Origin of the sequence: Neptunicella sp. (assembly GCF_048268085.1) — a bacterium.
In the GTDB taxonomy this organism is placed as follows: domain Bacteria; phylum Pseudomonadota; class Gammaproteobacteria; order Enterobacterales; family Alteromonadaceae; genus Neptunicella.
On the sequence record NZ_JBLWWF010000002.1, the window covers coordinates 108,413 to 135,187 of the forward strand.

Here is a 26,775-nt window from a genome sequence, read left to right on the forward strand (position 1 = left end):
CTCTTTTTCTAGGCTACTGAATATTTATCCGAAGTCTGCCTGATTTAGAGTGGTTTTTCAGTACAAAAAGGAGCTAAGTTAGATATTTATGCAATCAGGAATAGTTCACCACAAGTGACAGGCAATTACTGCACAACATCAATATATTAAGATTGGGTACCATGAATAGCCCATGCAGTTAGGAGATACTGAGGTTATACAATGAGGTATGTAATGAGAGTATGCTAAGCAAATCGTGACTAATTTAACGCGCCCTATCACAGCCCGACCTTACAATTGAGCTGTATTAGCCCCGATAACAGCACAGTGCATGGCAAACTTGAGGGCTACCACCAAGCCTTTCGTACAAACTGACCTTGATAGCCTTAATAATCCCTCAGCAATGCGTTATGCGGCTAATACTCTTTGTATTTATGATATATCGTCTAGCAGCTTTTGCGCTTCTTTAACCTGCTCCGGATCGTCAGATTGAATAATTTTTTCTAATAATTGACGAGCAGATTCTTTATCGTCGATCTCAATATATGCAATAGCCAAATCCATCCGACTCCCGGCACCTTTATCACTATCTACATCAACTAAATCAATATCGTCAACATCGGGCAACCCCATGCTAGTCAGATCGATATTAATGTCTTTTTCTTCTGCCGGTTCATCGTCGTCACTGAGCAATTCATCAACTTCGACATAGTCATCGGTGTCGGATTCGTCATCAGGTGCTTCACTGAATAATGCTTCCAGATCTAAATCCGGATTATCCAATGTCGGTTTGTCGTCTTTTGATTCGGGCGAGATTAAATCATCATCATTATCCATGCCTTCAAGCATGTCGTCGAACGAGCTGTTTTCCAGTTCTTCGAGTAGTTCATCATCTTCATTTAAAGCGGCGATTTGCACCTCTTCAAATCCTTCCGGCAAGTCATCGTCGCCAATGATTTCATCATCAGTTGAATCATCATTACCAAGCCAATCACCTAAACCGGGAATATCGTCAGTGATAGCGCTATCGGCATCATCATGATCTGCAACCACGGTTTCATCATGCTCGCTTTCAGGTAATTCCTGCGGCTCGCTATCTTTATCATTATCGGCATCCAACCACTGATTAAGATCAGGCGTATCGTCCAATAATTTTTCATCCTGTTCAGTTGGGGCTATATCATCCTCAAAATCAGCCAATGCCGCTTCCAGATCGTCTTCGCCTTCGGTATCCACTTGAGGTTGTTCAGTCTCTTCTGCCTGCTGTTCGGCCAATTCAGCTTGTTCAAAATCCTCCAACGCTTGCTCAAGTTCATCATCTTCAATAGTGTCATCTTGTTCAGCGAGTTCTTTTTCTAACTCATCTTCAACATCAATGGCACTGTCATCGGTTTGATCGGGCAATTGTTCTTGTTCAGACTCGGCAGAGTCCTCTTCAGTGTCTGGCGTCTCGTCCTGGGCTTGTTCCACCTCGGATTGAGATTCATCAGACTCCGTATCGATGGATTCAGATAATTCGGCCAACAATTCATCGGCTAACTGATCCTGCTCTGAGACTGCTTCTTCCTCAGTGTCTGGCGACTCGTCCTGAACTTGTTCCACCTCGGATTGAGATTCATCGGATTCCGTATCGATGGATTCAGACAATTCAGCCAATAATTCATCGGCGAGCTGATCCTGCTCTGAAACGGCTTCTTCCTCAGTGTCTGGCGACTCGTCCTGAACTTGTTCCACCTCGGCTTGAGATTCATCAGACTCCGTATCGATGGATTCAGACAATTCGGCCAATAATTCATCGGCTAACTGATCCTGCTCTGATACGGCTTCTTCCTCAGCATCTGGCGACTCGTCCTGAACTTGTTCCACCTCGGCTTGAGATTCATCAGACTCCGTATCGATGGATTCAGACAACTCGGCCAATAATTCATCGGCGAGCTGGTCCTGCTCTGAGACGGCTTCTTCCTCGGCCTCTGGCGCCTCGTCCTGAGCTTGTTCCACCTCAGCTTGAGATTCATCAGACTCCGTATCGATGGATTCAGATAATTCAGCCAATAATTCATCGGCTAACTGATCCTGCTCTGATACGACTTCTTCCTCAGCCTCTGGCGTCTCGTCCTGAGCTTGTTGTGCATCATCAAGATCGTCTTCAAGACTGTTAAATCCTTCAGTAGATGCCTTGTCATCTTCAGCAATATCATCGGGAGCCAACATTGCTTTCATTTGCTCAACACTATCGATTTCTGCCACCAGTTCTTCGGTTAAATCGTCTATTTCCTCACTACGAGATTTTATGATTTCATCAAGACCATCAATTCGCTCATCATCAATAGGAGCCACAGTAGATAAATCTGCGACTTCAATATCCATCAAGTCTTCTTCGTCTAATAGCTTACTGATACTAATATCTTCGCTATCTTCTGGCTCTTCTTCATCTTCTTCGTCAGGCTCACCAAGAAGTTGTAATTCTGCTGAATCGGGTTCCGGCTCGGGTTCAGACAGCTCGATTGCATCCTCATCCACTTGATCAAGCAGCTCATCTTCATCCTCTATTGAACTGTCTTGGGGTTCATCATCTTCAGAATCAAATAAATCATCCAAGTCTCCTTTCTGTAATATTTCTTCACCTAAATCAGTATCATAGTCTGATTCAGCGTCAGCCTTGGCGGGTTCTTGTATATCAACATCAACAATAGGTTCATCATCTAACTCATCCAGATCATCTAATGCTTCATCGAGCAAGTCATCAGTTAGATCTTCGAAGTTATCCAATTCATCTTCGGTCAATTCATCATCTTGTGCCAGATCACCTAATAATTCATCGTCCAAGCTATCATCAAGTAAATCATCACCGAACAAATCTTCGTCGGTCATCTCGCCAGATAATTCATCACTTAATGCGTCCGACAAATCGTCCTGCTCAAGTTGTGGCTCAGGATCCGCTGGCGGAGTAATGACGGGGGCCTGCTGTTCAGGTGTGGCGGGAAGAGCATCATTTTGACGACGTTTAAGCCAATATGCCAAGCCCCCCAAGAGCAATAATACCGGTATAGTTGAACCAACAATCAACCATACTGGACTGGAAAAAACAGAGGCTTTTTCCGCCTCTTCGAGCATTTTTTGCTTTTGCTGCTCCTGACGGGAAATATTGACTAATTCATTTTGTAATGTCAGCAATTTGTCCATTTGTTGCTGCACTTCGCCTTCTTCACCAATACGCGAACGCAATTGGTCAATTTCGGCATTAACCGCATCTAAACGCTGATAAATTTTATTATTCTCATCAATTAACGACTGTACACCATTAATTGATTGGGCAAATTGATCTCGTAACGCCTGAAATTGACGAGTCTGTTGTTCATCTATCGCCGATAATTTGTTTTCTAATACCTGTTTGGTTTCGGCCAATTCATTGCTTTTAGCGGCGCTTTGTCCTTGCCTACCTTGTCCACTCGATTGTCCCTGCCAGCGTTCATTGTCCTGCAATGTTTTGCGTTCAGCACTTCTAACATCAATCTGTGCTGCATATTCTGCGGTGGGTAATCTCAGTATCGAGCCGTCGATCATGTTATTAATATTGCTATCATCGAAAGCTTGAGGATTAAGTTGATAAATCGCCAACATCACTTGATACATCGACAACTGATTATTTTGACGATGACGACTGGCAATTTGCCATAAGGTATCTTTACTGGTGATCGGGCCATAAGTTTGCCCGGAAAATTCACGAATAGTGTTTTTAGGACCTTTAATCAGTACCTGTTCGGCGGCTATGACGGTATGCACAGAACAGCACAAACCGAAAACTCCAAGCATGAAAAATAGATGTCTCAATCTCATAGACTATCCTTGCCGCCCCTAAAATTATTATTAATACTATGAACCTGTCTGGCAACAGGTAAAGAAAAAGTTATAATATTATATTTATCAAATAGTTAAATTAAAACCAGTCAACTAGATTAATCGTTGCCAATGCTGGTTTTTTGACTATTTTACCCACACTACATCCTACCTACCGATTAACAGCAAGATGCGTTCCAAAGTTACTATAAATGTTAAATTTATACCAACTAAAAGCATACATCATCATGGTTAATTATTGCTGATAATAAATTGATAAATTATTTAGCGTCTGGGTAGGTTATCGGTTGTTTGGCGAGAATATTGATAGGGGCAATTAATTGCCCCTTATCTTAGATGAAAAACGATTAAAGATATTCGGCAATTAAATGCTCTGCAATTTGAATACTGTTAGTTGCGGCACCTTTACGAACGTTATCTGCAACAACCCACATATTAATACCATTAGGATGGGAAATATCTTGGCGAACCCGTCCCACAAACACATCATCTTTACCGCTGGCATTACCGACTTGGGTGGGAAATTCTTCCCTTTCGGCCATTAACGTTACACCTGGGGCGTTAGCTAACAAGGCTTTTACCTGCTCAGCATCAATAGGTTGACGAGTCTCAATATGAATCGCTTCACCATGTCCAAAAAATACCGGTACGCGAACCGCAGTAGGATTAACTAAAATGCTGTCATCTCCCATAATTTTGTGCGTTTCCCAGACCATTTTCATTTCTTCTTTGGTGTAATCATTATCCTGAAACACGTCAATTTGCGGAATGGCATTAAAGGCAATCTGGCGGCTAAACGCTTCTACTTTGGCTTCGCGACCACTTAACAATGCTGAACATTGTTGAGCTAATTCTTCAATAGCAGTGCGTCCTGCGCCCGAAACGGACTGATAGGTGGCTACATTAATACGGGCAATACCAACAGCGTCTTGAATCGGCTTTAACGCAACAAGCATTTGAATAGTTGAACAATTCGGATTAGCAATAATATTGCGATTGCGGAAATCAGCAATCGCGTGCGCATTCACCTCAGGTACCACTAATGGAATGTCAGGTTCATAACGATAGTGAGAGGTGTTGTCGATCACCACACACCCGGCTTCAGCGGCTAACGGTGCATATTTGGCAGAAGTGCTGCCACCGGCGGAAAAAAAGCCAATTTGGGTTTGTGACCAATCAAAGGTCTCTGCATCCAATACCGTAATATCCTTACCTTTGAATTTTACCTTACCACCGGCTGAACGAGCACTGGCTAAAGGGTAAAGTGTTTTTACCGGAAAATTCCGCTGTTCGAGAATTTCGATAATATTCTGGCCAACCAGACCGGTTGCGCCCAATACCGCAACATCAAAGGCTTGTGACATTCTATTCTTTCTCCAAGATAAAAATTAAAAATATAATTTGTATTATACAGGCTTAAACCCTAACTGATAGATTGCCTGTGAAAGTGGACAATTTCCAGCGCTAACCTGCAGCGCAGCAAACTCTCTTCTTATAGCATAGTTTTTTCGGATATATTCAAACTGTCCCGGCTGCTCGATACTGGTTCTAAATAGCTGATCATCCAATGATACATCATAGACTTGCTTAACCAATGCGTATAAATCTTGCCAGGTAACGTTTTGTTGACCTAATTCAATGACTGACACATCAGGCGCAGGCAAATAATCATTTAAATGATGCTTAACAGGTTTATTCAGCAGTGCTGCGGCAGCCTGATATACCATTTCGGTGCCATTCGATTTGCCTTCTACACTGTGTCCTGCTATATGCGCTGTTGCCAGTTGCGTATAAGGAACCAGCGCAATATTGATATCCGGTTCATTTTCCCATACATCCAACACAACATGCAGCTTACGGTTTTGTTCGAACAGTTTTAATAACGCCTGATTATCGACGATTTCCCCACGACAGGCATTAATCAGTAATTGTTGCTCGCTTAACTGGGTTAGTCGATTATATTCAAACAGATGCTCTGTTGGATAAGGACCGTCTTTGATCAACGGTACATGCAAGCTAATGACATCACATTGCATGATCTCGTCCATTTCCACAAAATGGCGAGGATCGCCCTGCTGTTGCTTAGGCGGATCGCATAACAAATAACGCATTCCCAATGCATCCAGCTTTTTAGACAGGGCACTTCCCGCTTGTCCGGCACCGACAATTCCCACCGTTTTATCAGGCAAGGTCCAGCCCAGACGTTCAGCCATAACGCACAACACACTGACCACATATTCTGCCACCGAGATGGAGTTACAACCTGCTGCTGAATACCAGGGAATATTTCGCTGTGCTAAATAATCAATATCCAGATGATTAAATCCCGCCGTCGCCGTAGCGACAAACTTTAAATTATGACATCCGCCAATTAGTGATTGATTAACCTTGGTGGTAGAGCGCACAAACAATAATTCCGCATCGACAATATCTTCAGGCTTAACGGTTTTACCGGAAAACGACTGGCAATCTCCCCAGTCAGCAAAAAACGCCTCGGCATAAGGCATCGAATCTTCGTAGTATATTTTCATGGTCAGATAAAGCTCATGATTTAAAATTTGGCCAAAGATAATTTCGGCTTTCGGATGTGGGCGGAACCTACCCTGATGGAGAGAAACACACCAGCTTTTTAACCGGTTCGATTAAAAAGCTGGTGAATGATATGGATTATCCTTGATATTTACTCATCACCAAGGTGGCATTGGTCCCGCCAAAGCCGAAACTGTTAGACATTACCGTATTAAGCGCAGTTTCACGCATTTCACGCACAATATCCAAACCCTCGGCTTGTTCGTCCAGATTGGTAACGTTCACTGACGGAGCGACAAAACCATGTTCCAGCATCAATATACAATAAATCGCTTCTTGTACCCCGGCGGCCCCAAGACCATGGCCGGTCATCGCTTTAGTGGCACTAATGGCTGGCGAATTTCCACCAAACACTTGTTGAATCGCCCCTAACTCTTTTACGTCACCAACCGGGGTGGACGTACCGTGAGTATTAAGGTAATCAATCGGTGTTTTGACATCTTGCATTGCCAGTTGCATACAACGCACTGCCCCTTCACCTGATGGAGCGACCATATCGTAACCATCAGAAGTGGCGCCGTAGCCGATAATCTCACCATAAATTTTAGCGCCTCGTGCCAGCGCATGTTCCAGTTCTTCAACCACAACCATACCGCCACCACCAGAGATGACAAAACCATCCCGATCGGCATCATAAGTGCGCGATGCGGTTTCTGGTGCATCATTGTATTTGCTTGATAATGCGCCCATAGCGTCAAATTCCATGGCTAGTGTCCAATGGACTTCTTCACCACCACCGGCAAATACAATATCCTGTTTACCTAGCTGAATCTGTTCCACAGCATGACCAATACAATGTGCACTGGTTGCACACGCAGAACTCATGGAATAATTAATCCCTTTGATTTTGAATGGTGTCGCCAAACACGCCGATACCGTGCTGCTCATAGTGCGAGTCACCATGTAGGGACCTACTCGTTTAACGCCTTTTTCGCGTAAAATATCTGCCGCTTCTACCTGATGTTTGGAAGACGCGCCTCCAGAACCTGCGACTAAGCCCGTACGTGGATTAGATACCTGTTCTTCGCTTAGTCCCGCATCATCAATCGCCTGTTGCATGGAAATATGCGCATACGCTGCTGCATCACCCATAAAACGCAAGGCTTTACGATCAATGTGTTGGCTAACATCAAGATCAATATTGCCCCACACATGACTACGCAGTCCTAATTTTGCAAACTCCTCCGAATAACTAATACCACTGCTACCCTTTTTAAGTGACTCGAGGACTTCCTGCTGATTATTTCCAATACTGGACACAATGCCAATACCAGTAATGACTGCTCTTTTCATATAAAACCCTATTCTAAAAAATTGACGCACATGTTAATGATTTTCATCCAGCAACTGGTCTGCTCTTTGATGATTTCAATCAATTATTTGTGCTGCGTAAAGTACAGCTGCGGCATAAATCAACGTACAATATCCCTATCACACTAATCGAACGTTGTAATTTAATGATCAAACCGGCAAAAATCGTATTTAATCAGCATGGCACCCCCTTTGCCAATCAATTCGACGATATTTATTTTTCGAACCAAAGCGGATTGTTAGAAAGCCAGTTTGTATTTTTAAAAAACAATCAGTTACCGCAACGCTGGCTCAATACCGATACTTCGTGTTTTGTCATCGCCGAAACCGGTTTTGGTACGGGTTTAAACTTTCTTGCCTGCTGGCAATTGTTCCGACAAGTTCAGCAACAGTATGGTTCCAATGCGTGCCCTAAACTGCACTTTATCAGCGTCGAAAAATATCCTGTAAGCGCAAATGATTTGGTTGAAACATTAAAATGCTGGCCTGAATTGGCCGAATTTAGTGACGCCTTGGTGGAACAATATCCCCATCTGGTTGATGGCTGTCATCGTTTATCATTTGATAATGTTACGCTGGATCTGTGGTTTGGTGATGTGACACAGACATTACCGCAATGGTATTGCCCATCTGAGGGACTGATTGATGCCTGGTTTTTAGATGGGTTTGCGCCAAGTAAAAATCCTCAGATGTGGTCCGACTCATTATTTGAGCAGATGGTTAAACTGGCTAAGCAGGATTGTACCTTTGCCACTTTTACTGCGGCAGGATTTGTTCGTCGAGGCTTGCAACAAGCCGGTTTTAAAGTACAAAAAGTACCGGGATTTGGCAGTAAACGAGAGATGTTAGCCGGTCAGCTAGAGGTCAAACAAAAATCTTCTCGTCATGCGCCTTATTTTGAACGCAGCACAGCACAGGGAAAAACGGTCGCGATTATAGGAGCGGGGTTAGCCGGAGCTAATTTAGCACTGTCCCTGAAAAACAAGGGCTATCAAGTCACTGTCTACTGCAGTGATAACAATATGGCGCAAGGAGCGTCGGGGAATCGTCAAGGCGGTTTCTATCCGCAGTTACATGTAGAACAGAATAATGCCAGTTTATTGCAAGCCCAATGTTTTGGCTTTGCCTTACGTCGTTATTGGCAGTTGCTTAAAAACGGACATCAATACGCACATCAATTTTGTGGAGTGCTGCAACTGGCGTTTACCGATGCAATCGAACAACGCTATCAAAAAATGCGGGATAACGAGGCTTGGCCTAATGCGTTAATTTATCCTGTCAGTGCCGAACAGACAGAGCAGCTCGCGGGTATTCCTCTACACTATTCTGGAGTACACATTCCTGATGGTGGCTGGATCCACTTACCTCAATTAATTCAGGCGTTGTTTGCCGACGCCGACATTAGCGTTAACTGCCAACAACAGCTAATCGAGCTCGTTCCAAAGCCTAAAGGTTGGCAACTGCACTGGCAAAACGGCGTGAAAACTGAGACTGATATTGTGGTGTTAGCGTGCGGACACCAGAGTCATCAACTAGCCCAATTCAATGATTTACCGCTACGCAACGTCCGCGGCCAAGTGGAGCATATCCCCAGCCAGTCTCCATTGGATCAACTTAACAGCGTAGTTTGTCACAAAGGCTATTTAACACCGGCTTTTGAAGGCCAACATACATTGGGCTCCACCTATATCAAGAATGATTCAGACTGTGACTATCGAAAAGAGGAAGAAACACTCAATCTGAAAGTGTTAAATAAGGCACTGGCAGACTGCGAATGGGCATCCGCTCTTAAAACCCAGCAACAAGGTCGGGCAGCTATTCGTTGCAGTACACCAGATCATTTACCCATCATGGGACAGGTACCGCAATTCAGCGAGCAACAACACCAATATCAAGATTTATATAAAGCACTGCCCTTGCAGCATTATCCATTACCAATGAATCATGCCAATTTATTTTGCTTAACCGGATTGGGATCCAGAGGGTTATGCACCGCGCCACTATTGGCAGAAACGTTAGCCTGCCAAATCAGTGGCCAACCTTTGCCTTTGAGTCAAACCTTATTAGATAGTCTCAACCCCAACCGATTTTTGATCAGATCACTACAACGTAGAGAACGGTAATTGCTATTCGGCTAAAACCGCAGAGTAAATATTGTTCCAGTACTGCATCACTTTTTGTTGATCATCAGGTTCCAGTTCCTTATTCGCAAAAGCGCGCTCAAGGCTTGCCGTCATGCGTTGTTGAAGATGTTGTTTATCAAAATCCTGTTCCAGAAATGCCTGACTGACCACTAGAGAAAAGTGACCGTTTAAATAACCGGAAAAAAACAATTGCTCATCACAACCATTATCCACCGCATCATCTAGACGTTGCTGAATGGCATTAGTAAATATCTGAAAACTATCTGGCATAACGTATCTCAATATTGGGTTATTCATTGCCTGGAGATGCAACCGGATAAAGTACCTGATCCCGGTAACCGGTGATAACTGGCATCAGACCACACAATTCGGCGTCCAACGTCCTGTCGCCGGTATCAACCAGTAAGGGACGTCCATTCAACGCCTGTAATTTAGCTTTAGTGGCAATAATTCGAATATGTGATTTTCCAATCGCACGGATTACGGCTGGACTTAATTGCTGATTTCCTCGTCCCAAAATATGACCTTGTCCCCCTATAGGCGTGATCACTAAACGGCAGTCCTGTCCTTGGATGGCCGACAACAACGACGATGCATTTAAATCAGACTGACATAATTGCTGATGCTGGATAAGATCAATCCCCAACAAGGTATTTTCCAGCCCTAACTCCTCCATCACCGACGCGACAGTGGAGCCGGACCCCATCACATACAGCTCATCCTGCATGTCTTCAATCAAATAAGCAGCAATGTCATTTAACACCAGCTCTTCGGATTCGCGTCCGCCCATTTTGGTGGCTTGCACATATTGCAATTCAGCAGGAACCTGCATTTCACCATAATGTTTTGCCATGACCTTGCCCTGGCGAAACAGGTTTTCGTCAATATCCTTAACATCTGCATGTTGGAGGCTCACTAACTCGCCTTTAACCAGTTTTTCAACCACCATACCGCTGGCTCTTGGCGTTACGCCATAAACACCTGAATGAATTTTACAGCCTGCCGGGACACCCAAGACCGGAATTTGCTCGCCTACCACGTGGCAAATGTTTCTGGCGGTACCGTCTCCTCCGGCAAACAGCAGTAAATCAACCTTTTCATTCAACATAAGTTGCGCCGCGTTTTCACTATCAATAGCTTCAGTTGGCTGGTGTTGCGGCGCATATATGACTCGTACTTTGAAGCCCATTTGCCTGGCTAAATCGGCTCCCATATCACCATCGGCACTAATAACTTCAATTTGGTCACTTAATGATTGCAGGACCTCTAAGGCTTGTTTCATCCGATTGTTAGCTTGAGGAATAGCGCCCATTTGCAAGGCTTGCTGGCGAATAGGTTCGCCATCACTGCCTTTTAACGCGAATGCGCCGCCAATACCTGCCCAAGGATTAATAATTAAACCAAGTTTAAAGCGCTTCGGCATGATCGATATGTAAAGTGGGAGTAGGCCTGGATTGATAGAATGCCTGCAATGCATCAATAAATTGCTGGGCTCGGGGTGGAAAACCGAATAGTAAATAATCTTTAAGCTGTTGCTGTACTTTGTTTTGGAATTGCTGGCGATCGGGTTCAACGCCATCCAGATTATCGGTACTGACTGTAAAGGATTTACCCGCAGCCAGACAAAATGCCCATTCAATAGCCTGAGGTTTTACTTCAACCTGTTCAAAAGCGTCTTGTTGCTGTTGATTACGTCCGTCCGGACAATACCAGTAGCCATAATCTTCCAGCTCACGCCGTTTTTCACCGGCTAAACACCAATGGGCGATTTCGTGTAATGCACTGGCATAAAAACCGTGCGCAAACACCACCTGGGCATATTCCTGTCCCGCACCGGCTGGTAAATAGACAGGTTCGCCATCACCTTTAATTAAACGGGTATTAAAAGCCTCAGCAAAAAGTTGATCAAATAGCAGGACGAGATCCTGATAATGATGCTCATCTTTGTAAGGATAAACTTTTAAACGGGGAATGATACTATTCATAACGGCGCGCATTCTAACTGCCAAAAGCGGTCTAACTCAAGTCAGTTTCGCGCTATTTATCGCAAACATTAGATTTTATTGATATGAGGTAAAGCTATATTTTGCTGCGTCCACTTACGCCACGACAGACGCGCTTTTGTCTGACTCAACATCGTTGGCTGGCATACATAAAACAACCAATGAGGCCAATGCAGCCGCCCCTGAGGCGAACATAAATGTATTCAAGGATCCTGCCCCTTGCTGCCACAAATAACCAGCAACATAGTTGCCTATCGCGCCACCGCCACCAAACGCCACACTGACATAAATAGCTTGCCCTCGACTTTGGTATTTCAATCCAAAATAACCATGTAAAAATTGCATAGACGCAGCGTGAGCCAACCCAAACGTGGCGGCATGTAACAGCTGTACCAGAATTAACACCGCGAAATAATTCGCATAGGTCGCCAATAAGCCCCAGCGTAAAGCGGCGATTAATAAACAGCAAAACAGAATGCGTTTTACCCCAAAGTGATGGATAAGACGCCCGGCAACCAGAAACAATAGCACTTCCGCCATCACTCCAAGTGCAATCAGCCAGCCTGTTTGCTGACCGCTATAACCCAAGTCGCGCATGTACAGGGCGAAAAAGCCGTAAAAAGGTCCAAAACTAATCTGCAATAAAATGGCCGACAGAATAAAGCATAGAAAGACGGGCTTGGCTAATTTATGCCAAATAGTGCCCGGCATATCTTGTTGAGACTGGTAAGGGGGTTGCTGAATAAACAGTGTCGCAACAGTTAGTGCCGACAGCACCAATACACTTGCCCAAATTACCGCTTCAGAACTGAATATATCTAAGGTCTTACCGAGCAGGACTGCGCAAACGATATAACCAATACTGCCCCATAAACGAATTTTACTGTATTTTCCCGAATCACTACGCACAACATTTAAGGTAATCACTTCCAACTGAGGCAACACTGCGGTCCAGAACATCATCACCAAACCGAGACTCAGTGCTATCCCCCAAAAATCATCAAAGCCGAATAACAGTAAAAAGGCGAGTACCGACAACGCACTGCCAATCCTCAAAATTAGCAGTAACTGTCCGGTTTTATCTGCCATGGCGGCCCATAAATTAGGGCCTAAGATACGGGTTAAGGTAATTAACGCGATTAACGTACCGATATCCACCGAGTTAAATCCGCGGCCATCGAGAAAAACGCCTAAATAGGGAGTCAGAATACCGAGTTGACCAAAATATAAAAAATAAACTAACGCTAATCGAAACAAATTAGCGTTAGTAAAGGCAGGATGGTGCACGACTAGCCGATATGGCCGGGAATAACCGGAGTGTCAGAATTGACGTTAAGATTTTGCGCCCGATGGCGTAATAAATGATCCATTAATACCAAGGCCATCATTGCTTCAGCAATAGGTACCGCTCGAATTCCGACGCAAGGATCATGGCGCCCTTTCGTCACCACCTCGATAGTATTACCATCAATATCAATGGTTTCACCGGGCACAGAAATACTCGATGTGGGTTTAAGCGCCATATGTACAACTAGATCCTGACCGGACGATATACCACCTAACACACCACCGGAATGATTGGTTCTGAATCCGTCCGGACTCATGGCGTCACGATGTTCGCTACCTTTTTGTTCCACGACAGCAAATCCATCACCGACTTCAACACCTTTAACCGCGTTAATCCCCATCATGGCATGAGCGAGTTCGGCATCCAGTCGATCAAAAACCGGTTCTCCCAGTCCTACCGGCATACCCGTGGCGACCACCGACACTTTAGCTCCTATCGAGTCGCCCTGTTTTTTTAAATCTCGCATATACTGGTCCAAGGCCTCCAGTTTGGAGGCATCAGGGCAAAAAAATGGATTACTATTAACAATCGAATAATCCACCTGTTCCATTTTAATGGGGCCTAATTGGGACAAGTAACCGTGGATCTCTATTCCGTGAAACTGTTTAAGATACTTCTTGGCAATGGCGCCACCGGCAACCCGCACTGCAGTTTCCCGAGCAGATGAACGGCCACCACCACGATAATCACGACCACCGTATTTTTGCTGATAGGTATAATCAGCATGACCGGGACGGAAACGATCCTTGATATTGGCATAATCATTTGAGCGTTGGTCAGTATTTTGGATCAACAAGCCAATTGAAGTACCGGTGGTTTTACCTTCAAATACCCCTGACAAAATTTTCACTTCATCTTCTTCACGTCGTGCAGTGGTATATCGTGACGTCCCAGGCTTGCGCCTGTCCAAATCCACTTGCATATCCGCTTCTGATAACTCGAGTCCCGGAGGACAACCATCAATAATCCCGCCAATGGCAGGGCCGTGGCTTTCGCCAAAGGTGGTAAGTGTAAAAATTTTTCCAAAACTATTGCCAGACATGTCTCTGTTTTACCTACTTATTATATTTAATTAATGCTTCTTTACTGATGGCGAATACTCCGTGACCACCATTCTCGAATTCTATCCACTGCAAAGGTAGTTCAGGATACTGTTGCTGCATATGTACCTGTGAATTACCCACTTCCACAATCAACCAGCCGTTATCCTGCAGATACTGGGGCGCCTGTTTTAAAATTAAGTGCACCAAATCCAAACCATCATGACCTGCGGCCAAGCCCAATTCCGGTTCATGATGAAATTCCTCGGGCAAATCCCCCATATCCTCTGCATCCACATAAGGTGGATTGGTCACAATCAAATCGTAACGTTGACCGGTGAGATTGTTAAACAAATCAGACTGAATGGGAAATACCCGATTGCTTAGGTCATATTCCTGAATGTTTATTTCTGCCACCGCCAATGCCTCTTCACTCAGATCGACGGCATCCACCTGAGCGTCTGGAAACGCCATGGCACAAGCAATTGCGATACATCCACTGCCGGTACACAGATCCAGAATAGTAGCCGGTTCATTATCCAACCAAGGGGTAAATTGTTTATCAATCAATTCGGCTATAGGTGAACGAGGCACCAACACCCGCTCATCAACAAAAAATGGCATGCCACAAAACCACGCCTGATTGGTTAAATAGGCGACCGGAATACGCAACTGAATGCGGCTCAACACTTTTTCGACAATCAGCTGCTTTTCACTGCTCGTCAGGCGCGCCTGTAATAATTGTTCATTTCCATCGGGGGGTAAATGCAATAACTGCAGAATCAAACTCAATGCCTCATCCCATGGATTATCAGTGCCGTGACCAAAGTACAAACCCGCACCATTAAAGCGACTAACTGACCAGCGTACAAAGTCATAAATGCTGTGCAAGTCCTGAACGGGTTCTTCAAGGTTATATTTATCTGTCATTGTCTTATGCCTGTAGAGTGCAATTTAGGGTATGATGCGGCCACTTTTTAACGCTGAATCGTTTGAACCATGACGAAAAAAAAACCTGTATCCCTTGCCGATATACACTTGTTTCGTGATGAGATTGAAGGCGTCAAGCCTTTAAAGCAAGACAAAATACAGCCTAAGCGCTTGCCCAGCAAGCAAAAAAAAAGCGCCGGTAGCGAATTACACAAACAGAATCAGGCTGAGTTTTTCTTCTCGGATCAGTTTCATGCCCATTTTGATTTGGATGGGCCACTTAAGTATACCCAACCTGGCGCTGACAGCCATGAAGTCAAACGTTTGCGTCGAGGTGAAATGCCTCCCGATCTTATTCTGGATTTACATGGTTTAAATAAAGAGCAGGCTAAAATGGAGATTGCTGCCCTAATTCGTTGCGCCCGACAGAACCATTATGAATGTGTCTGTATTGTGCACGGTATTGGTTCTCATGTATTAAAAAAGGCGGTACCTAGCTGGCTAGTTCAACACCCATCTGTCCTAGGTTTTCACCAGGCTCCGCTGGAATGGGGTGGCAAAGGGGCGTTGCTGGTGTTGCTTAAACGGCATATATAATTTTTAGCAACTGGTACAAACTGTTTTCACTAGCTCAATTAAGCTGAATTGTATAAACTTCAAACACTATAAAAAATCAATAAGTTATCGAAACCAATCGATTTATAAATTTATGTGCATTTGTAAAAAAGGGTTATTGATAAATAAAAAGGACATCAGGCATCGCTATGCGTAAAGGATTTATCTACGCCATAAAATTTCTTTTATTGTCTAGTTTATACCTTATTTTTAGTTACATTAGTCTTGCCTTCACCGCTGAAAATCAACACGTCTCACTTAGCTGGGCTCCCATTGGCATCGCATTAGCGTTATTGATTAGATGGGGCACTAGTTTATGGCCAGCCATCACACTAGCTAGCTTTGCTTCTACCTATTTGCAACAGCAACTACCGTTAACACAGGCGTTAGGACTGGTATTTAGTGCCACGATTTCCATCTATATCACCGCATTGACCTTAACAAAGTTGAACTTTAAGCCCGAATTACAACGTCAAAAAGATCTGTATCTATATTTAAAGACAGGGATTATTACCCTGCCCATTGTTGCTGCCGTCTTAGGGATTTTTACCTTATATTTCAATAACGCCTTAGCCAGTGAACAACTGTTAGACAGCTGGTTAAGCTGGCTGCTGGGTGATGTGACCGGTATTTTAGTGTTTGCAACGCCCCTGCTAACCATAACCCGTACGTCGTTAATCCCATTAGCACGTCCTTCAATCATACTCGCTCTGTTGATTATGTTATTGAGTGGTCTTGAAATACTCTGGTTTAATAGCAGTGGCCTTGCGTTAGCAATGATTTTAGTCCCCATGCTGTCGGTATTCTGGATTGCTATGCGCAGTAATCTGGCCACAACATCGGTAGTGATTCTCGCCTTTTCCGCCATTGCGGCCTTTTCTGCCCACTATGATTATGGCGCCTTCAGTAATTTAGCCAATCCCTATATTGGCATTTGGGTCTACATAATTAGTATGGGCTTGGTCTCATTGTTTACCGCCGTAATTTTTTCTGAATCACGACGCTTTGCAGAACAAATGAAATACTCAATCGACGCCAGCAACATTGGCACCTGGGACTGGCATGTCGATACGGATGAATATTTCTTTAACAATACTTGGTTCACCATGTTGGGTTATGACCCTAAATCCATGGTACACAATATAAAAACGTTTGAATATTTACTGCATCCCGATGATATTGCCCTTACTCACAACAGTATGGACGACTACCTCAATGGTTACTCTAATACCTATCGCGTTCACATCCGCTTAAAACATGCCGATGGCGAGTGGCGCACCATCGTATCATCCGGCGCGATTATCGAACGCGATGTGTATGGTCATGTTATACGTATCTGCGGAACCCATATCGATATTACCAACCAGTTAAAAAACGAAATGGAACTAAAGCTGATGCATCGCGCCATCGAATCAGCCCGTACCGGATTAATCATTACCAGCAGTGACGCGGGTTTTCCTATTAAATATGTCAATCAGGCATTTGAAAAAATCACCGGTTACCGGCGTGACGAAATCATTGGCAAACCCTATGATTTCCTGAGTGAGGATGACGACAAACAAGCTGAATTACTGGCACTTCGTGACCATATGCAGCGAGCAGAGTCTTTCGATACGGTATTAAAAAGCCACCGTAAAGATGGCTGTTCCTACTGGAATAAAATAAGCATTGATCCGGTTAGAAATGAATCCGGCGATACGACCCATTTTATATCGACCCAGAGTGATATTACCGAGTTTCATAAAGCCCAACAGGCACTGGATGAACAGGATGATTTACTGCGGCAACTCTCAGAGCAAGTTCCCGGAGCCATGTATCAATTCAAACTGGATCAAAAGTTAAAGCCTTCTTTTCCCTATTTAAATGACGGGATTAGAAAAATGTATGGCTTGACCCCGACCCAATTACAAATCGATCCTGAATTAGTCAACACCGCGATTCATCCCGATGACTTAAAATCAGTGCAAAAAAGTATTCTCGACTCCCGCCGTACTTTAAATATTTGGCGAGGCGAGTATCGAGTAATAAAACCACAGTTTGGTTGGCGAGAAAATCATGCTAAACCAATAAAAATGGATGATGGCAGCGTCGTATGGCACTGCTATTTAACCGATATTACCGAACGTAAATCACTAGAAGAAAATTTACTTAAAGCCAACAATCGACTGGAAACCGCCCAACAAGTCGCGCGTATAGGTTATTGGTCGATTAATTTAGATTCCGGTGACATCTATTGCGCCAATGTTATCTACGATATTTTAGGCGTGAGTTCGTTAAAGAAAATGAAGTTATCCAGTCTATTGTCGATCACCCATCAAGAAGACATTAGTTTGTTGAGTGAACAGCTTAATAATGCCAAGCAAACCGGCTTACTCAATGTCGAACACCGCATTATTCGTAATGATGGCAGTGAACGCTGGATCCACCATTTAGCCAACACCGCCAAAACCGAATCTGGTCACGATATTATTCTGGAAGGAACCATTCAGGACATTACCGAGCGTAAGCTGCTTGAGATTAAATTTTTAAATCAGGCATTAACCGATGAACTAACCGGCATCGCTAATCGTCGCGCCTTTATTCAACATCTTGAGCAAGAATGGAGTTTGTATATTCGCCACTCACAATTAACCGCGTCGGTAATTATTGTTGATATTGATCACTTTAAATCGGTGAATGATAAACACGGCCACGAAGTTGGCGACAAAATGTTATGTCACGTTACTGACATCATCACAAAATGTATTCGTAAATCTGACTTATTTGGCCGTTTGGGCGGTGAAGAATTTGCGATTCTTACCCGAGAAACCAATATTGATGAAGCATTCAACCTGGCCAACAAGCTATGCGATGAAATCGCTAATCATCCGTTAAGTATTACTCGTCAGTTAAAAATAGCGGTTACCGCCAGTTTCGGTGTCGCACCATTCAATGATATAGAGGCCGAGCCCACCGACGTGTTATTTGCCGCTGACAAAGCGTTATATCAAGCCAAGGGGGACGGACGTAACTGCGTAAGGGTGTTTCAACCACTCGCTGATATTGAAGAAACCAGTTAAGCCGTTAATCAAAAAACAACTTCCATAACCAGCCGTGACCTAATTCTTCCTGACAGGATTTTAATTGACTGGCATATTGCTGCGAACGGGTATTCACTTTTTTAGCCACTGCCACTAACCAGCGTTTTTTATTATAACTTTTACGCCGATATCCTCCCCAGCCTTCGTGATAATTCAAATACTGCGAATAAGCATCCCATTTTGACACACCATTAATTTTGTATGTTTTAGCAATAAACCAGCCCATAAAATCAATAGCATCGTCAAAATCATTGCGTGACGCCCAACCATTATTGGTCTCGCGAATATAATCTTCCCATGTGGGCGTTTTGGCTTGTGAATATCCATAGGCGGAACTGACCCTTCCCCACGGGATTAAACCGAAGAAAATATAGTCCCGTGGAGGCAAGGCATGAGATTTAAACGAACTTTCCTGATACATCATCGCCATCGGGACATGAATAGGCACTCCCCAACGCTCATTCATATCGACCGCCGCATCGTACCAGTCTGACTTTTCTCGAAAAATTTCACATATATTGGAGGTGTCGCGCGGAGGAGCTACAGCACAAGCTGTCAGGCCAAGTATTAAAAAACCTAGTACCGTCTTTTTTTTATCTATTTTATTTAAGAAGTTGAACTTTCCTACCATGCCTGACTCATACCCTACGTATTAGTTATGTTTTCCCTGGTCGTATTTTTAGCCTGATTGCTTAATCAGGCTTTTTTTTGCCCGCAAATTAATGGCTTTCAGCGACATGAGCAATTATGCAAAAAAAATACATTTTTATTGGAACTTAATCGGTTAAGCCGACTCATATCATACGTATTAGTTGTGTTTTCCCTGGTCGTATCTTTAGCCTGATTGTTTAATCAGGCTTTTTTTTGCCTATCGATAACGCCCTAACTTGCCATATTTGCGGTATTTTCTGCAAAGTAATCCGCCAGAAAATCATCAAAAGATAATTTGTCCTGCGATTCGATTTCCTGCTGTTTTAGCATCGACTGCGCGGCCTGTTGATTAAAATAATCAGGCTGATAACGTTGATAATCAGTTTGCAGTAATTGCTGTTTATATTGTTGCGCCAATTGTAATGCTAAATGTGCATTATCTAATTCCTGCTGCTTGAGAATGGATAAAATCCGCGCTGAAGGTGTTTGTTCCGGATCAACAAATTTATTCCATTGCAATTCGACTGAACGGCTAAACGAATTACTCTGATGAACCTCATCCAATATGGCCGCAATATGGTTAAACTGCTCAAACATTTGTTTTGCCCAATCGTGCATCGCAACCGATTGTCCATCACGCAATAAGCTCAATGCTGGCTCACGTCCCCGCTCCACCACAGTACGCAAATTAATATCCGTCTCCTGAAACTGTTGATTATCTAAATCGGCTGATGGAGACACTAAACAATACAGCAAGAATACATCGAGAAAATAAAACTGCTCAATTTCAATCCCCACTGGACTAAACGGATTCACATCCAATGCTCGCACCTCGATATAACTCACCCCGCGGGCAGCTAACGCATCGGTCGGCTTTTCCAATGGCAAGGTGGGTTGTTTGGGTCGAATAGGTGAATAGAGCTCGTTTTCTATTTGCAGCACATTGGCATTTAATTGCTGTAGTTTTCCGTCAACTTTACCTGCAAATTGTTCAAACTTCTTCGATGGAGTGTGGATAGCTTTGCGCAATGAGGCGATATATTTATCCAACTGGTTATAACAAATCGACAAACCAGACTGGGCATCGTTGGTATACCCTAAATCACTCATTCTTAGCGATGTCGCATAAGGTAAATACACCGTTCCCTTGCCTAAGGTTTCAAACGGTAATGTGGTATTTTTACCTTTGATAAATGAACCGCATAACGCTGGTGAGGCACCAAATAGATAAGGGATCATCCAGCAAAAGCGGCGATAGTTACGGATCATGCCAAAATAGGCTGCGGATATATCATCCTGACTTACGTCAGTACGTTGGTCAGTGGCCAGCCACTTTTGCCAGAACTCAGTCGGCAATGAAAAATTAAAATGCACTCCTGCAATGGCTTGCATCATGCTGCCATAGCGATTCTTAAGCCCGGTCCGATACAACGTTTTCATCTGCCCGACATTCGACTTGCCGTACTGGGCCAGAGGGATTTGGTCCTGATGCTGAATAAAACAAGGCATACTCATCGGCCACAACTTTTCCTCTCCCAAATTGGCGTAGACAAATTTATGAATGTCATATAATTGCGCCATGGTCAGTTCAGGATCCGTTTCCGCTGGAGTAATAAATTCCATCAAGGATTCAGAAAAATCCGTGGTGATCCAGTCATGAGTTAAGGCCGAACCCAAGGACTTGGGGTGAGGAGTTTGTGCCAAACTGCCATTGGGATTAATACGTAAAGCTTCACGTTCAATACCATGTCGTATCCCAGTCAATAACTGAGCCAGTTCAGGAGTAGCGAGTCGGTTAATGCGTTGTTTCAAATCAGATTGTGAATTCGGCAAGAGATTTTCCATTCAATGGGCATAAGCATTTAATGTGGGGCAAAGTCTAACAGATTCAAGCCCGTTATCGCCTAAAAATATAGCGACTTTTTAAAACACCGAACCGCACCCATAACAGGCACCGTCCGGTGTCATCAAGACGCTACAGTGAGACCTCCAAGTCAACAATGGGGCGTTCCAGCGTTTTCAATTGAGGCATTAACTTGTTTTTATCTCCGACTACAATCACCTGCATTTGATTTAATTTAAGGTGTTTAGCGGCTACCGCATTCAGTTCTTCCACCGTAATATTATCAATAATTTTCTGTTGCTCAGCGACCACCGAATTATCCAGCCCGTAAGTGAGTAATTTGTAGATAAATCCCGCCTTTTGACCTGGTGTTTCGTAGTTTAACGCGTCGCTTTGGGTATACGCCGATTTCGTCATGGCCAGTTCGGCTTCGGTCATGCCGTTAGCCTGATATTGGTTTATTTCCTGAAAGAATTCTTTAAGCGCATTGCCCGTATCATCAATTTTGACATTCGACCCGGCCTGAAAGCGTCCCAGATATTTACCACCGGTAAATTTACTCCACGCACCATAGGTATAGCCTTTATCTTCCCGTAAATTTAGGTTAATACGACTATTAAACATCCCACCTAAGGCAAAATTCATCAAATTAGCACGGAAATACTCGCCGGTGGCGTCGTAGGTTAAATCAGGCTTAACAATGCGCACCACCGCTTGTGCAGAATCGGGTTTGTCTACCAAATAAATACTCGGTGTTTCAGCAACTGGAAAATCACCTAAATCAGGAATGTTGTAATCATCACCTTGCCATTGCTGAATAAACGCCAGTTTTTTCAATAATGTTGGCTGATCTATATCCCCCACGGCAACTAACATGCCTTTAGCCGGGGAATAATAATGCTGATAAAATTGCTTAACATCGTCCAGTGTCAAAGCTTGCACCGTCTCCATGGTGCCAGAATCAGGTAAACTGATACGATTTTTCTTCCCTAGCAAAACCTCGGATACCGCACGATTGGCTAATACAGAGGGATTCTTCAACGCTTGCTGCAAGCTTTGGATGGTTTGTTGTTTTAACCGCTCAAAGTCGTCCTCGGCAAACGCCGGAGAAAACAATTTTTCTTGCAGTAATGCCAATGTTTTGTCCAAATTTTTACGCAAACTACTAACACTAATAACCGTATTACGACCACCGGCACTGAAGCTAATCGAGCTGCCCAATAACGCCAGCTGATTAGACATTTCTTCATTACTGAAATTTTGGGTCGACTCGTTCATCATCGAGGCAGTCATTGATGCCAGACCAGCTTGTTGGGACGTTTCTAACAGCGGACCACCTTCGAGGCTGATGGTTAAACTGACGGTTGGGGTTTCACTGGTTTGATGCCCTGCGACGACCATGCCGTTGTCGAATTTTTGTTGCCAAAAATCAGGAACCGGAACCGCTGGGTTAACGCCCGCTTCAGGCATTTTGTTACGATCAAAATTATCTACAATTTTGCTCACTTTCAAATCATCAGCCGTCATCGGTTGATAATCCGGCACCTGCCGTTCACCAAATACAAAATTGGCTGGCTTGGCAGCCAATTGTGCCTGACCGTTGGGCACAATACTCATAATCACCGCGTGATGGCCTTTAATATATTGGTGATAAACCCGCATCACATCTTCTTTACTAACGTTATTGTAACGGTCTAGGTCATATTGAACCTTGTCGGGCTCATCATCAAAAGTTTGGTTTGATGCCAAAGTAGACACTTTACCCGAGACACTTTGTAAGCCAAAAATAGTACTCGACTCAATCGACGCTTTTGTCCGATCCAGATCATCTTGCTGCACACCCCGCTGCTCAAACTCATCGAGAGTGGCGTTAAATATTTTTTCCAATTCGGCCAAATTAGCGGCCTTGGCTGGATTGGCCAATGCGGCTAACTGAAATTCACAAGCAAGCTCGCTACATGGATGACTTACCCAGGCATTGACCGCATATCCTTCTTTCACCAAATTTTTATAAAATAACGAGGTTTTACCGCCCCCCAATATATTGGACAACACATCCAGCGGGGCTTCATCAGCATGTCTGACATACACGGTTGGAAAGGTCATTTGCAATAAGGGTAAATGAACGCGATCTTCCAAGGTGATATAGCGAGTGTCTGGCAGTTTAACCAACGCTTTATCGGCATTGTGTACTTCAGGCCCGCGGGGAATCGGTCCAAAATACTTGTTGATCCAGGTTAAGGTTTGTAGCTGATCTATATCACCGCCAATAGTGATCACCGCATTATTGGGGCCATACCAACGCTGAAAAAAGGCTTTAAGATCATTCACATTGACCCGGTTCAAATCTTCAATATAGCCAATGGTTTGCCATGAATAAGGATGTCCGACTGGATAAAGCGCTTCGGCATTGCGTTCAAAGCGCAATCCATACGGCTGGTTATCGTAGCTTTGACCGCGCTCGTTTTTTACGGTTTCCCGTTGGATTTCAAATTTTTTCTGAGTCACAGTACTCAATAAAAAGCCCATTCTATCGGCTTCTAACCAGAGCATTTTTTCTAACTGATTTGCGGGAACCGTTTCGTAATAATTAGTGCGATCTTTATTGGTAGTACCGTTCATGGTACCACCTGCTTCTGTCACTAATTTAAAGTGTTCTTCATCTTCAACATGTTCCGAACCTTGGAACATCATATGTTCAAAAAAGTGGGCAAATCCGGATTTTCCTACTTCTTCACGGGCGGATCCAACATGATAGGTCACGTCAACATGGACTAATGGATCCGAGTGATCTTCATGCAATACCACGGTTAAGCCATTGGCAAGCTGATACTTCTTATAAGGGATACTGACCTGATCGGGTAGCGCATCATGCTCTTTAATTAATGTAATGCCATCGGGTAATGGTGTTTCAGTCTTAACGCTTGGCTGCTCTATTGCCGGTTGACAGGCTGCCAATAACACAACAGGTAACAAACAGAAGAAGATCTTCCTTTTATGCATGTTTTTCCTTCCTTAATTTCTTTTAACTAATATTGCCTACATCATTGACAACAGATGCGGGTTTACAGGAACAATGTGACAAGAGTAACACTATTGGGTTCACAGCAAAGTGATGAATGTACCTATTTTTACCTTATAAAGAGCTGATGTTAGTGACTTTTTAGGTGGATAAATTGTATCTAATTGTTAAATACCAAGCCTATAGTGCTAAAATCTGGCGCTAACTAATCGCCAAGCGAACCAATCAAACTTGAAAATTGACATTCTGCACAGCCACCCTGATTTTTATATTATCGATAAACCAGCCGGCATCGGTATGCATAAAGATCAACTGCACGATGGCATTTTGCCGCTACTTTACGCGCAATTACAAATCGATAAATTATGGTTAGTTCACCGGCTGGATAAACTGACTTCAGGCTGTCTGATTTTGGCCCGAAATAGTCAGGCCGCGGCGGTTTTTGGTGAGCTATTCGCCCAGAGACAAATTGACAAATATTATCTGGCGATTACTGCCAAAAAACCGACTAAAAAACAGGGAACGGTCAGTGGCGAGATGAAGAAGTCACGAGACGGCAAATGGATATTAACCACCAGCCAAACCAACCCGGCCATCAGTCAGTTTTTTAGTCAGGGCTTATTTGACGGCAAGCGCTTAATTATAATTAAACCCCGTACCGGTAAAACCCATCAAATCAGAGTTATGCTAAAAAGTTTAGGCGCCCCTATTTTAGGTGACACACTTTACGGTGGGCTGGATAGTGATCGTACTTATTTACATGCTTATGCGTTAGCTTTTGTGTATCAAGGCCAACATATCGAATTATCTTGTCAGCCACAGCAAGGCGAACACTATATCCGTATGGCACAGCAACAATTGCTTGCCCCTTTTGACCAGCCACAATTACTCGCCTGGCCTAAAATAAAACCCTCACACAACGCAGAACTGCATCATGGTTAGACTCGTCATTGCCGGACAAGGCGCGATAGGCTCCCTATTGGCCGCTCACTGTGAACAACATCGCTGTTGTTATGCCGTAATTCCCCGTTCAGGCCAGCCTAAAAACATTAAATACGTCCATCAAGCCAACAAACGGCAATGGGATTTCACCCCACCTAACCTGTCGGCATTCCAAGCTAATGATGTACTGGTTTTGCCACTTAAGGCTTACCACATATTGTCCTGTTTGCAGCAACTGGATGTGCCAGCCAATGTAACCATATTACTACTGCATAATGGCATGGGCACCATCGAACAGGTCAAACGGCACTTTGCACACAATCCAATTATTGCCGGCATTACCAGCTATGCTGCGTTTAAACCAGCCAACCATTCGGTTATCGAAACCGGTCAGGGCACAACTCAGTTAGGCTGGATTAGCCATCCTGATGCGGACATTCAATCCGCAATACAATCACTTTTTAATCAGATTCTGGGGCCTTGCCAATGGCAGGACAATATTCAACTGGCGTTATGGAATAAGTTAGCCATCAACGCCGCAATCAATCCTCTGACGGCGATTCACAATATTCCTAATGGCAAACTGCAAGATCCGCAATTCTCCCCCACCATCAGTGCCATCTGTCAGGAAGTTGCTGCGGTTATGAATAAAACGGGACTGTGCCAAACAAGCGACAATTTACGCCAGCAAATTGATCGTGTTATTGCCGCCACTGCCGACAACTTTTCATCGATGAATCGGGATATTGTCGAAGGCCGCCCAACGGAAATTGACTACATCAATGGCTATATAGTCCAGCAGGCGGAAAAGTTAGCCATCAATATTCCGGTGATAAAGCAACTGATGGAGCAACTCCTTGCTATACAAAACAATCGAGGTAACAAAACCTTATGACCTACCAGCCGATCCCTGTCTTTATTTATTATTTACATCAGCTAGATAAACTGCTGTGGAAAATTGAACAATTTGAACAGGGCGACAGTGATATTTTGCATGCCCGATTGAGTGTGGATATGTTGCCATTGATTAATCAGGTGAGAACCACGGCAAATTTTGCTTTGCGGGCATGTTGCCCGCTATATGGCCAAGACCCCGTCACCTTTGAAAACAAGACTGATTCTTTTACCGGATTACATCAACAAATTGCCCAGACACTGGAGCACCTGACATTACTTAATGCGTCTTCAAGGGTTCCCCAAATCGGCCTGTCCATTCAGGATAAAGCCGGATTTAACCCACTAAATTTACCTGCGGAAGAGTTTTTGACGTATTACGCCCAACCAAACTTTTTCTTCCACCTTGGCATGGTATACGCCATTGCGAGGCAACAAGGGGTGCCGCTCAGTAAAGGAGATTTTGACGGCTATCATCACTATCCGGATGGGTTTAGTTTTGAAAACACTCACCGCTAACAGCGGA

19 protein-coding genes are annotated in these 26,775 nt (G+C 43.9%); 6 read left to right on the forward strand and 13 right to left on the reverse strand.

What is annotated here, in order from left to right:
- Nucleotides 1-411: 411 nt before the first annotated feature.
- The 4 genes from ACTD55_RS01920 to fabB form a co-directional block, all read right to left on the reverse strand.
- Nucleotides 412-3,816: a FimV/HubP family polar landmark protein gene (locus tag ACTD55_RS01920; RefSeq protein ID WP_438862609.1), complete on the reverse strand. Its 3,405-nt coding sequence runs from the start codon at nucleotides 3,814-3,816 to the stop codon at nucleotides 412-414.
- A gap of 368 nt (nucleotides 3,817-4,184) precedes the next feature.
- Nucleotides 4,185-5,201 (reverse strand): aspartate-semialdehyde dehydrogenase, encoded by a 1,017-nt coding sequence (locus ACTD55_RS01925; RefSeq protein ID WP_438862610.1) that lies wholly within the window; start codon nucleotides 5,199-5,201, stop codon nucleotides 4,185-4,187.
- Between the two features lie 42 nt (nucleotides 5,202-5,243).
- On the reverse strand, nucleotides 5,244-6,368 hold the full coding sequence (locus ACTD55_RS01930) for a 4-phosphoerythronate dehydrogenase (protein WP_438862611.1): 1,125 nt from the start codon (nucleotides 6,366-6,368) through the stop codon (nucleotides 5,244-5,246).
- Between the two features lie 136 nt (nucleotides 6,369-6,504).
- Nucleotides 6,505-7,719 (reverse strand): beta-ketoacyl-ACP synthase I, encoded by a 1,215-nt coding sequence (gene fabB / locus ACTD55_RS01935; protein ID WP_438862612.1) that lies wholly within the window; start codon nucleotides 7,717-7,719, stop codon nucleotides 6,505-6,507.
- 164 nt (nucleotides 7,720-7,883) lie between these two features.
- Here fabB and mnmC point away from each other — a divergent pair, with 164 nt between their 5' ends.
- Nucleotides 7,884-9,860: a bifunctional tRNA (5-methylaminomethyl-2-thiouridine)(34)-methyltransferase MnmD/FAD-dependent 5-carboxymethylaminomethyl-2-thiouridine(34) oxidoreductase MnmC gene (gene mnmC / locus ACTD55_RS01940; RefSeq protein WP_438862613.1), complete on the forward strand. Its 1,977-nt coding sequence runs from the start codon at nucleotides 7,884-7,886 to the stop codon at nucleotides 9,858-9,860.
- Nucleotides 9,861-9,863: 3 nt separating this feature from the next.
- Here mnmC and ACTD55_RS01945 read toward each other — a convergent pair whose 3' ends face one another.
- From ACTD55_RS01945 to prmB, 6 genes are all read right to left on the reverse strand, one after another.
- Complete coding sequence (locus ACTD55_RS01945; protein WP_438862614.1) at nucleotides 9,864-10,151, reverse strand: YfcL family protein; 288 nt, start codon at nucleotides 10,149-10,151, stop codon at nucleotides 9,864-9,866.
- Nucleotides 10,152-10,170: 19 nt separating this feature from the next.
- A complete protein-coding gene (locus ACTD55_RS01950) occupies nucleotides 10,171-11,304 on the reverse strand; it encodes an ATP-NAD kinase family protein (RefSeq protein ID WP_438862615.1) in 1,134 nt (377 codons plus the stop codon).
- Nucleotides 11,288-11,866 (reverse strand): elongation factor P hydroxylase, encoded by a 579-nt coding sequence (locus ACTD55_RS01955; RefSeq protein ID WP_438862616.1) that lies wholly within the window; start codon nucleotides 11,864-11,866, stop codon nucleotides 11,288-11,290. The genes ACTD55_RS01950 and ACTD55_RS01955 overlap by 17 nt, the downstream gene beginning before the upstream one ends.
- A gap of 114 nt (nucleotides 11,867-11,980) precedes the next feature.
- On the reverse strand, nucleotides 11,981-13,171 hold the full coding sequence (locus tag ACTD55_RS01960) for an MFS transporter (RefSeq protein ID WP_438862617.1): 1,191 nt from the start codon (nucleotides 13,169-13,171) through the stop codon (nucleotides 11,981-11,983).
- Between the two features lie 2 nt (nucleotides 13,172-13,173).
- Nucleotides 13,174-14,274, reverse strand: a complete 1,101-nt coding sequence (gene aroC, locus ACTD55_RS01965) for a chorismate synthase (RefSeq protein WP_438862618.1) — start codon at nucleotides 14,272-14,274, stop codon at nucleotides 13,174-13,176.
- Nucleotides 14,275-14,287: 13 nt separating this feature from the next.
- The gene (gene prmB, locus ACTD55_RS01970) at nucleotides 14,288-15,202 is read right to left on the reverse strand and encodes a 50S ribosomal protein L3 N(5)-glutamine methyltransferase (RefSeq protein ID WP_438862619.1); all 915 of its coding nucleotides are present in this window, start codon (nucleotides 15,200-15,202) and stop codon (nucleotides 14,288-14,290) included.
- A 69-nt stretch (nucleotides 15,203-15,271) separates the two neighbouring features.
- Here prmB and smrB point away from each other — a divergent pair, with 69 nt between their 5' ends.
- Complete coding sequence (gene smrB / locus ACTD55_RS01975; RefSeq protein ID WP_438862620.1) at nucleotides 15,272-15,799, forward strand: endonuclease SmrB; 528 nt, start codon at nucleotides 15,272-15,274, stop codon at nucleotides 15,797-15,799.
- 167 nt (nucleotides 15,800-15,966) lie between these two features.
- Nucleotides 15,967-18,876: a diguanylate cyclase gene (locus tag ACTD55_RS01980; RefSeq protein WP_438862621.1), complete on the forward strand. Its 2,910-nt coding sequence runs from the start codon at nucleotides 15,967-15,969 to the stop codon at nucleotides 18,874-18,876.
- A 4-nt stretch (nucleotides 18,877-18,880) separates the two neighbouring features.
- Here the strand turns inward: ACTD55_RS01980 and ACTD55_RS01985 are convergent, their stop codons facing one another.
- The 3 genes from ACTD55_RS01985 to ACTD55_RS01995 form a co-directional block, all read right to left on the reverse strand.
- Nucleotides 18,881-19,528: a hypothetical protein gene (locus ACTD55_RS01985; RefSeq protein WP_438862622.1), complete on the reverse strand. Its 648-nt coding sequence runs from the start codon at nucleotides 19,526-19,528 to the stop codon at nucleotides 18,881-18,883.
- Nucleotides 19,529-19,779: 251 nt separating this feature from the next.
- Nucleotides 19,780-21,393, reverse strand: a complete 1,614-nt coding sequence (gene gshA, locus ACTD55_RS01990; protein ID WP_438862623.1) for a glutamate--cysteine ligase — start codon at nucleotides 21,391-21,393, stop codon at nucleotides 19,780-19,782.
- Between the two features lie 130 nt (nucleotides 21,394-21,523).
- A complete protein-coding gene (locus ACTD55_RS01995) occupies nucleotides 21,524-24,394 on the reverse strand; it encodes a M16 family metallopeptidase (protein WP_438862624.1) in 2,871 nt (956 codons plus the stop codon).
- Between the two features lie 250 nt (nucleotides 24,395-24,644).
- On the opposite strand from ACTD55_RS01995, the gene ACTD55_RS02000 reads away from it, so the two are divergent.
- From ACTD55_RS02000 to ACTD55_RS02010, 3 genes are read left to right on the forward strand one after another with little or no spacing between them, the layout of a single operon-like run.
- Nucleotides 24,645-25,355 (forward strand): TIGR01621 family pseudouridine synthase, encoded by a 711-nt coding sequence (locus ACTD55_RS02000; RefSeq protein ID WP_438862625.1) that lies wholly within the window; start codon nucleotides 24,645-24,647, stop codon nucleotides 25,353-25,355.
- Nucleotides 25,348-26,250, forward strand: coding sequence for a ketopantoate reductase family protein (locus ACTD55_RS02005; protein WP_438862626.1), 903 nt, complete (start codon nucleotides 25,348-25,350; stop codon nucleotides 26,248-26,250). The genes ACTD55_RS02000 and ACTD55_RS02005 overlap by 8 nt, the downstream gene beginning before the upstream one ends.
- Nucleotides 26,247-26,768 carry a DUF1993 domain-containing protein gene (locus tag ACTD55_RS02010; RefSeq protein ID WP_438862627.1) on the forward strand — a complete coding sequence of 174 codons (522 nt, stop codon included), beginning with the start codon at nucleotides 26,247-26,249 and terminating at the stop codon, nucleotides 26,766-26,768. The genes ACTD55_RS02005 and ACTD55_RS02010 overlap by 4 nt, the downstream gene beginning before the upstream one ends.
- The last annotated feature ends 7 nt before the right edge of the window (nucleotides 26,769-26,775 follow it).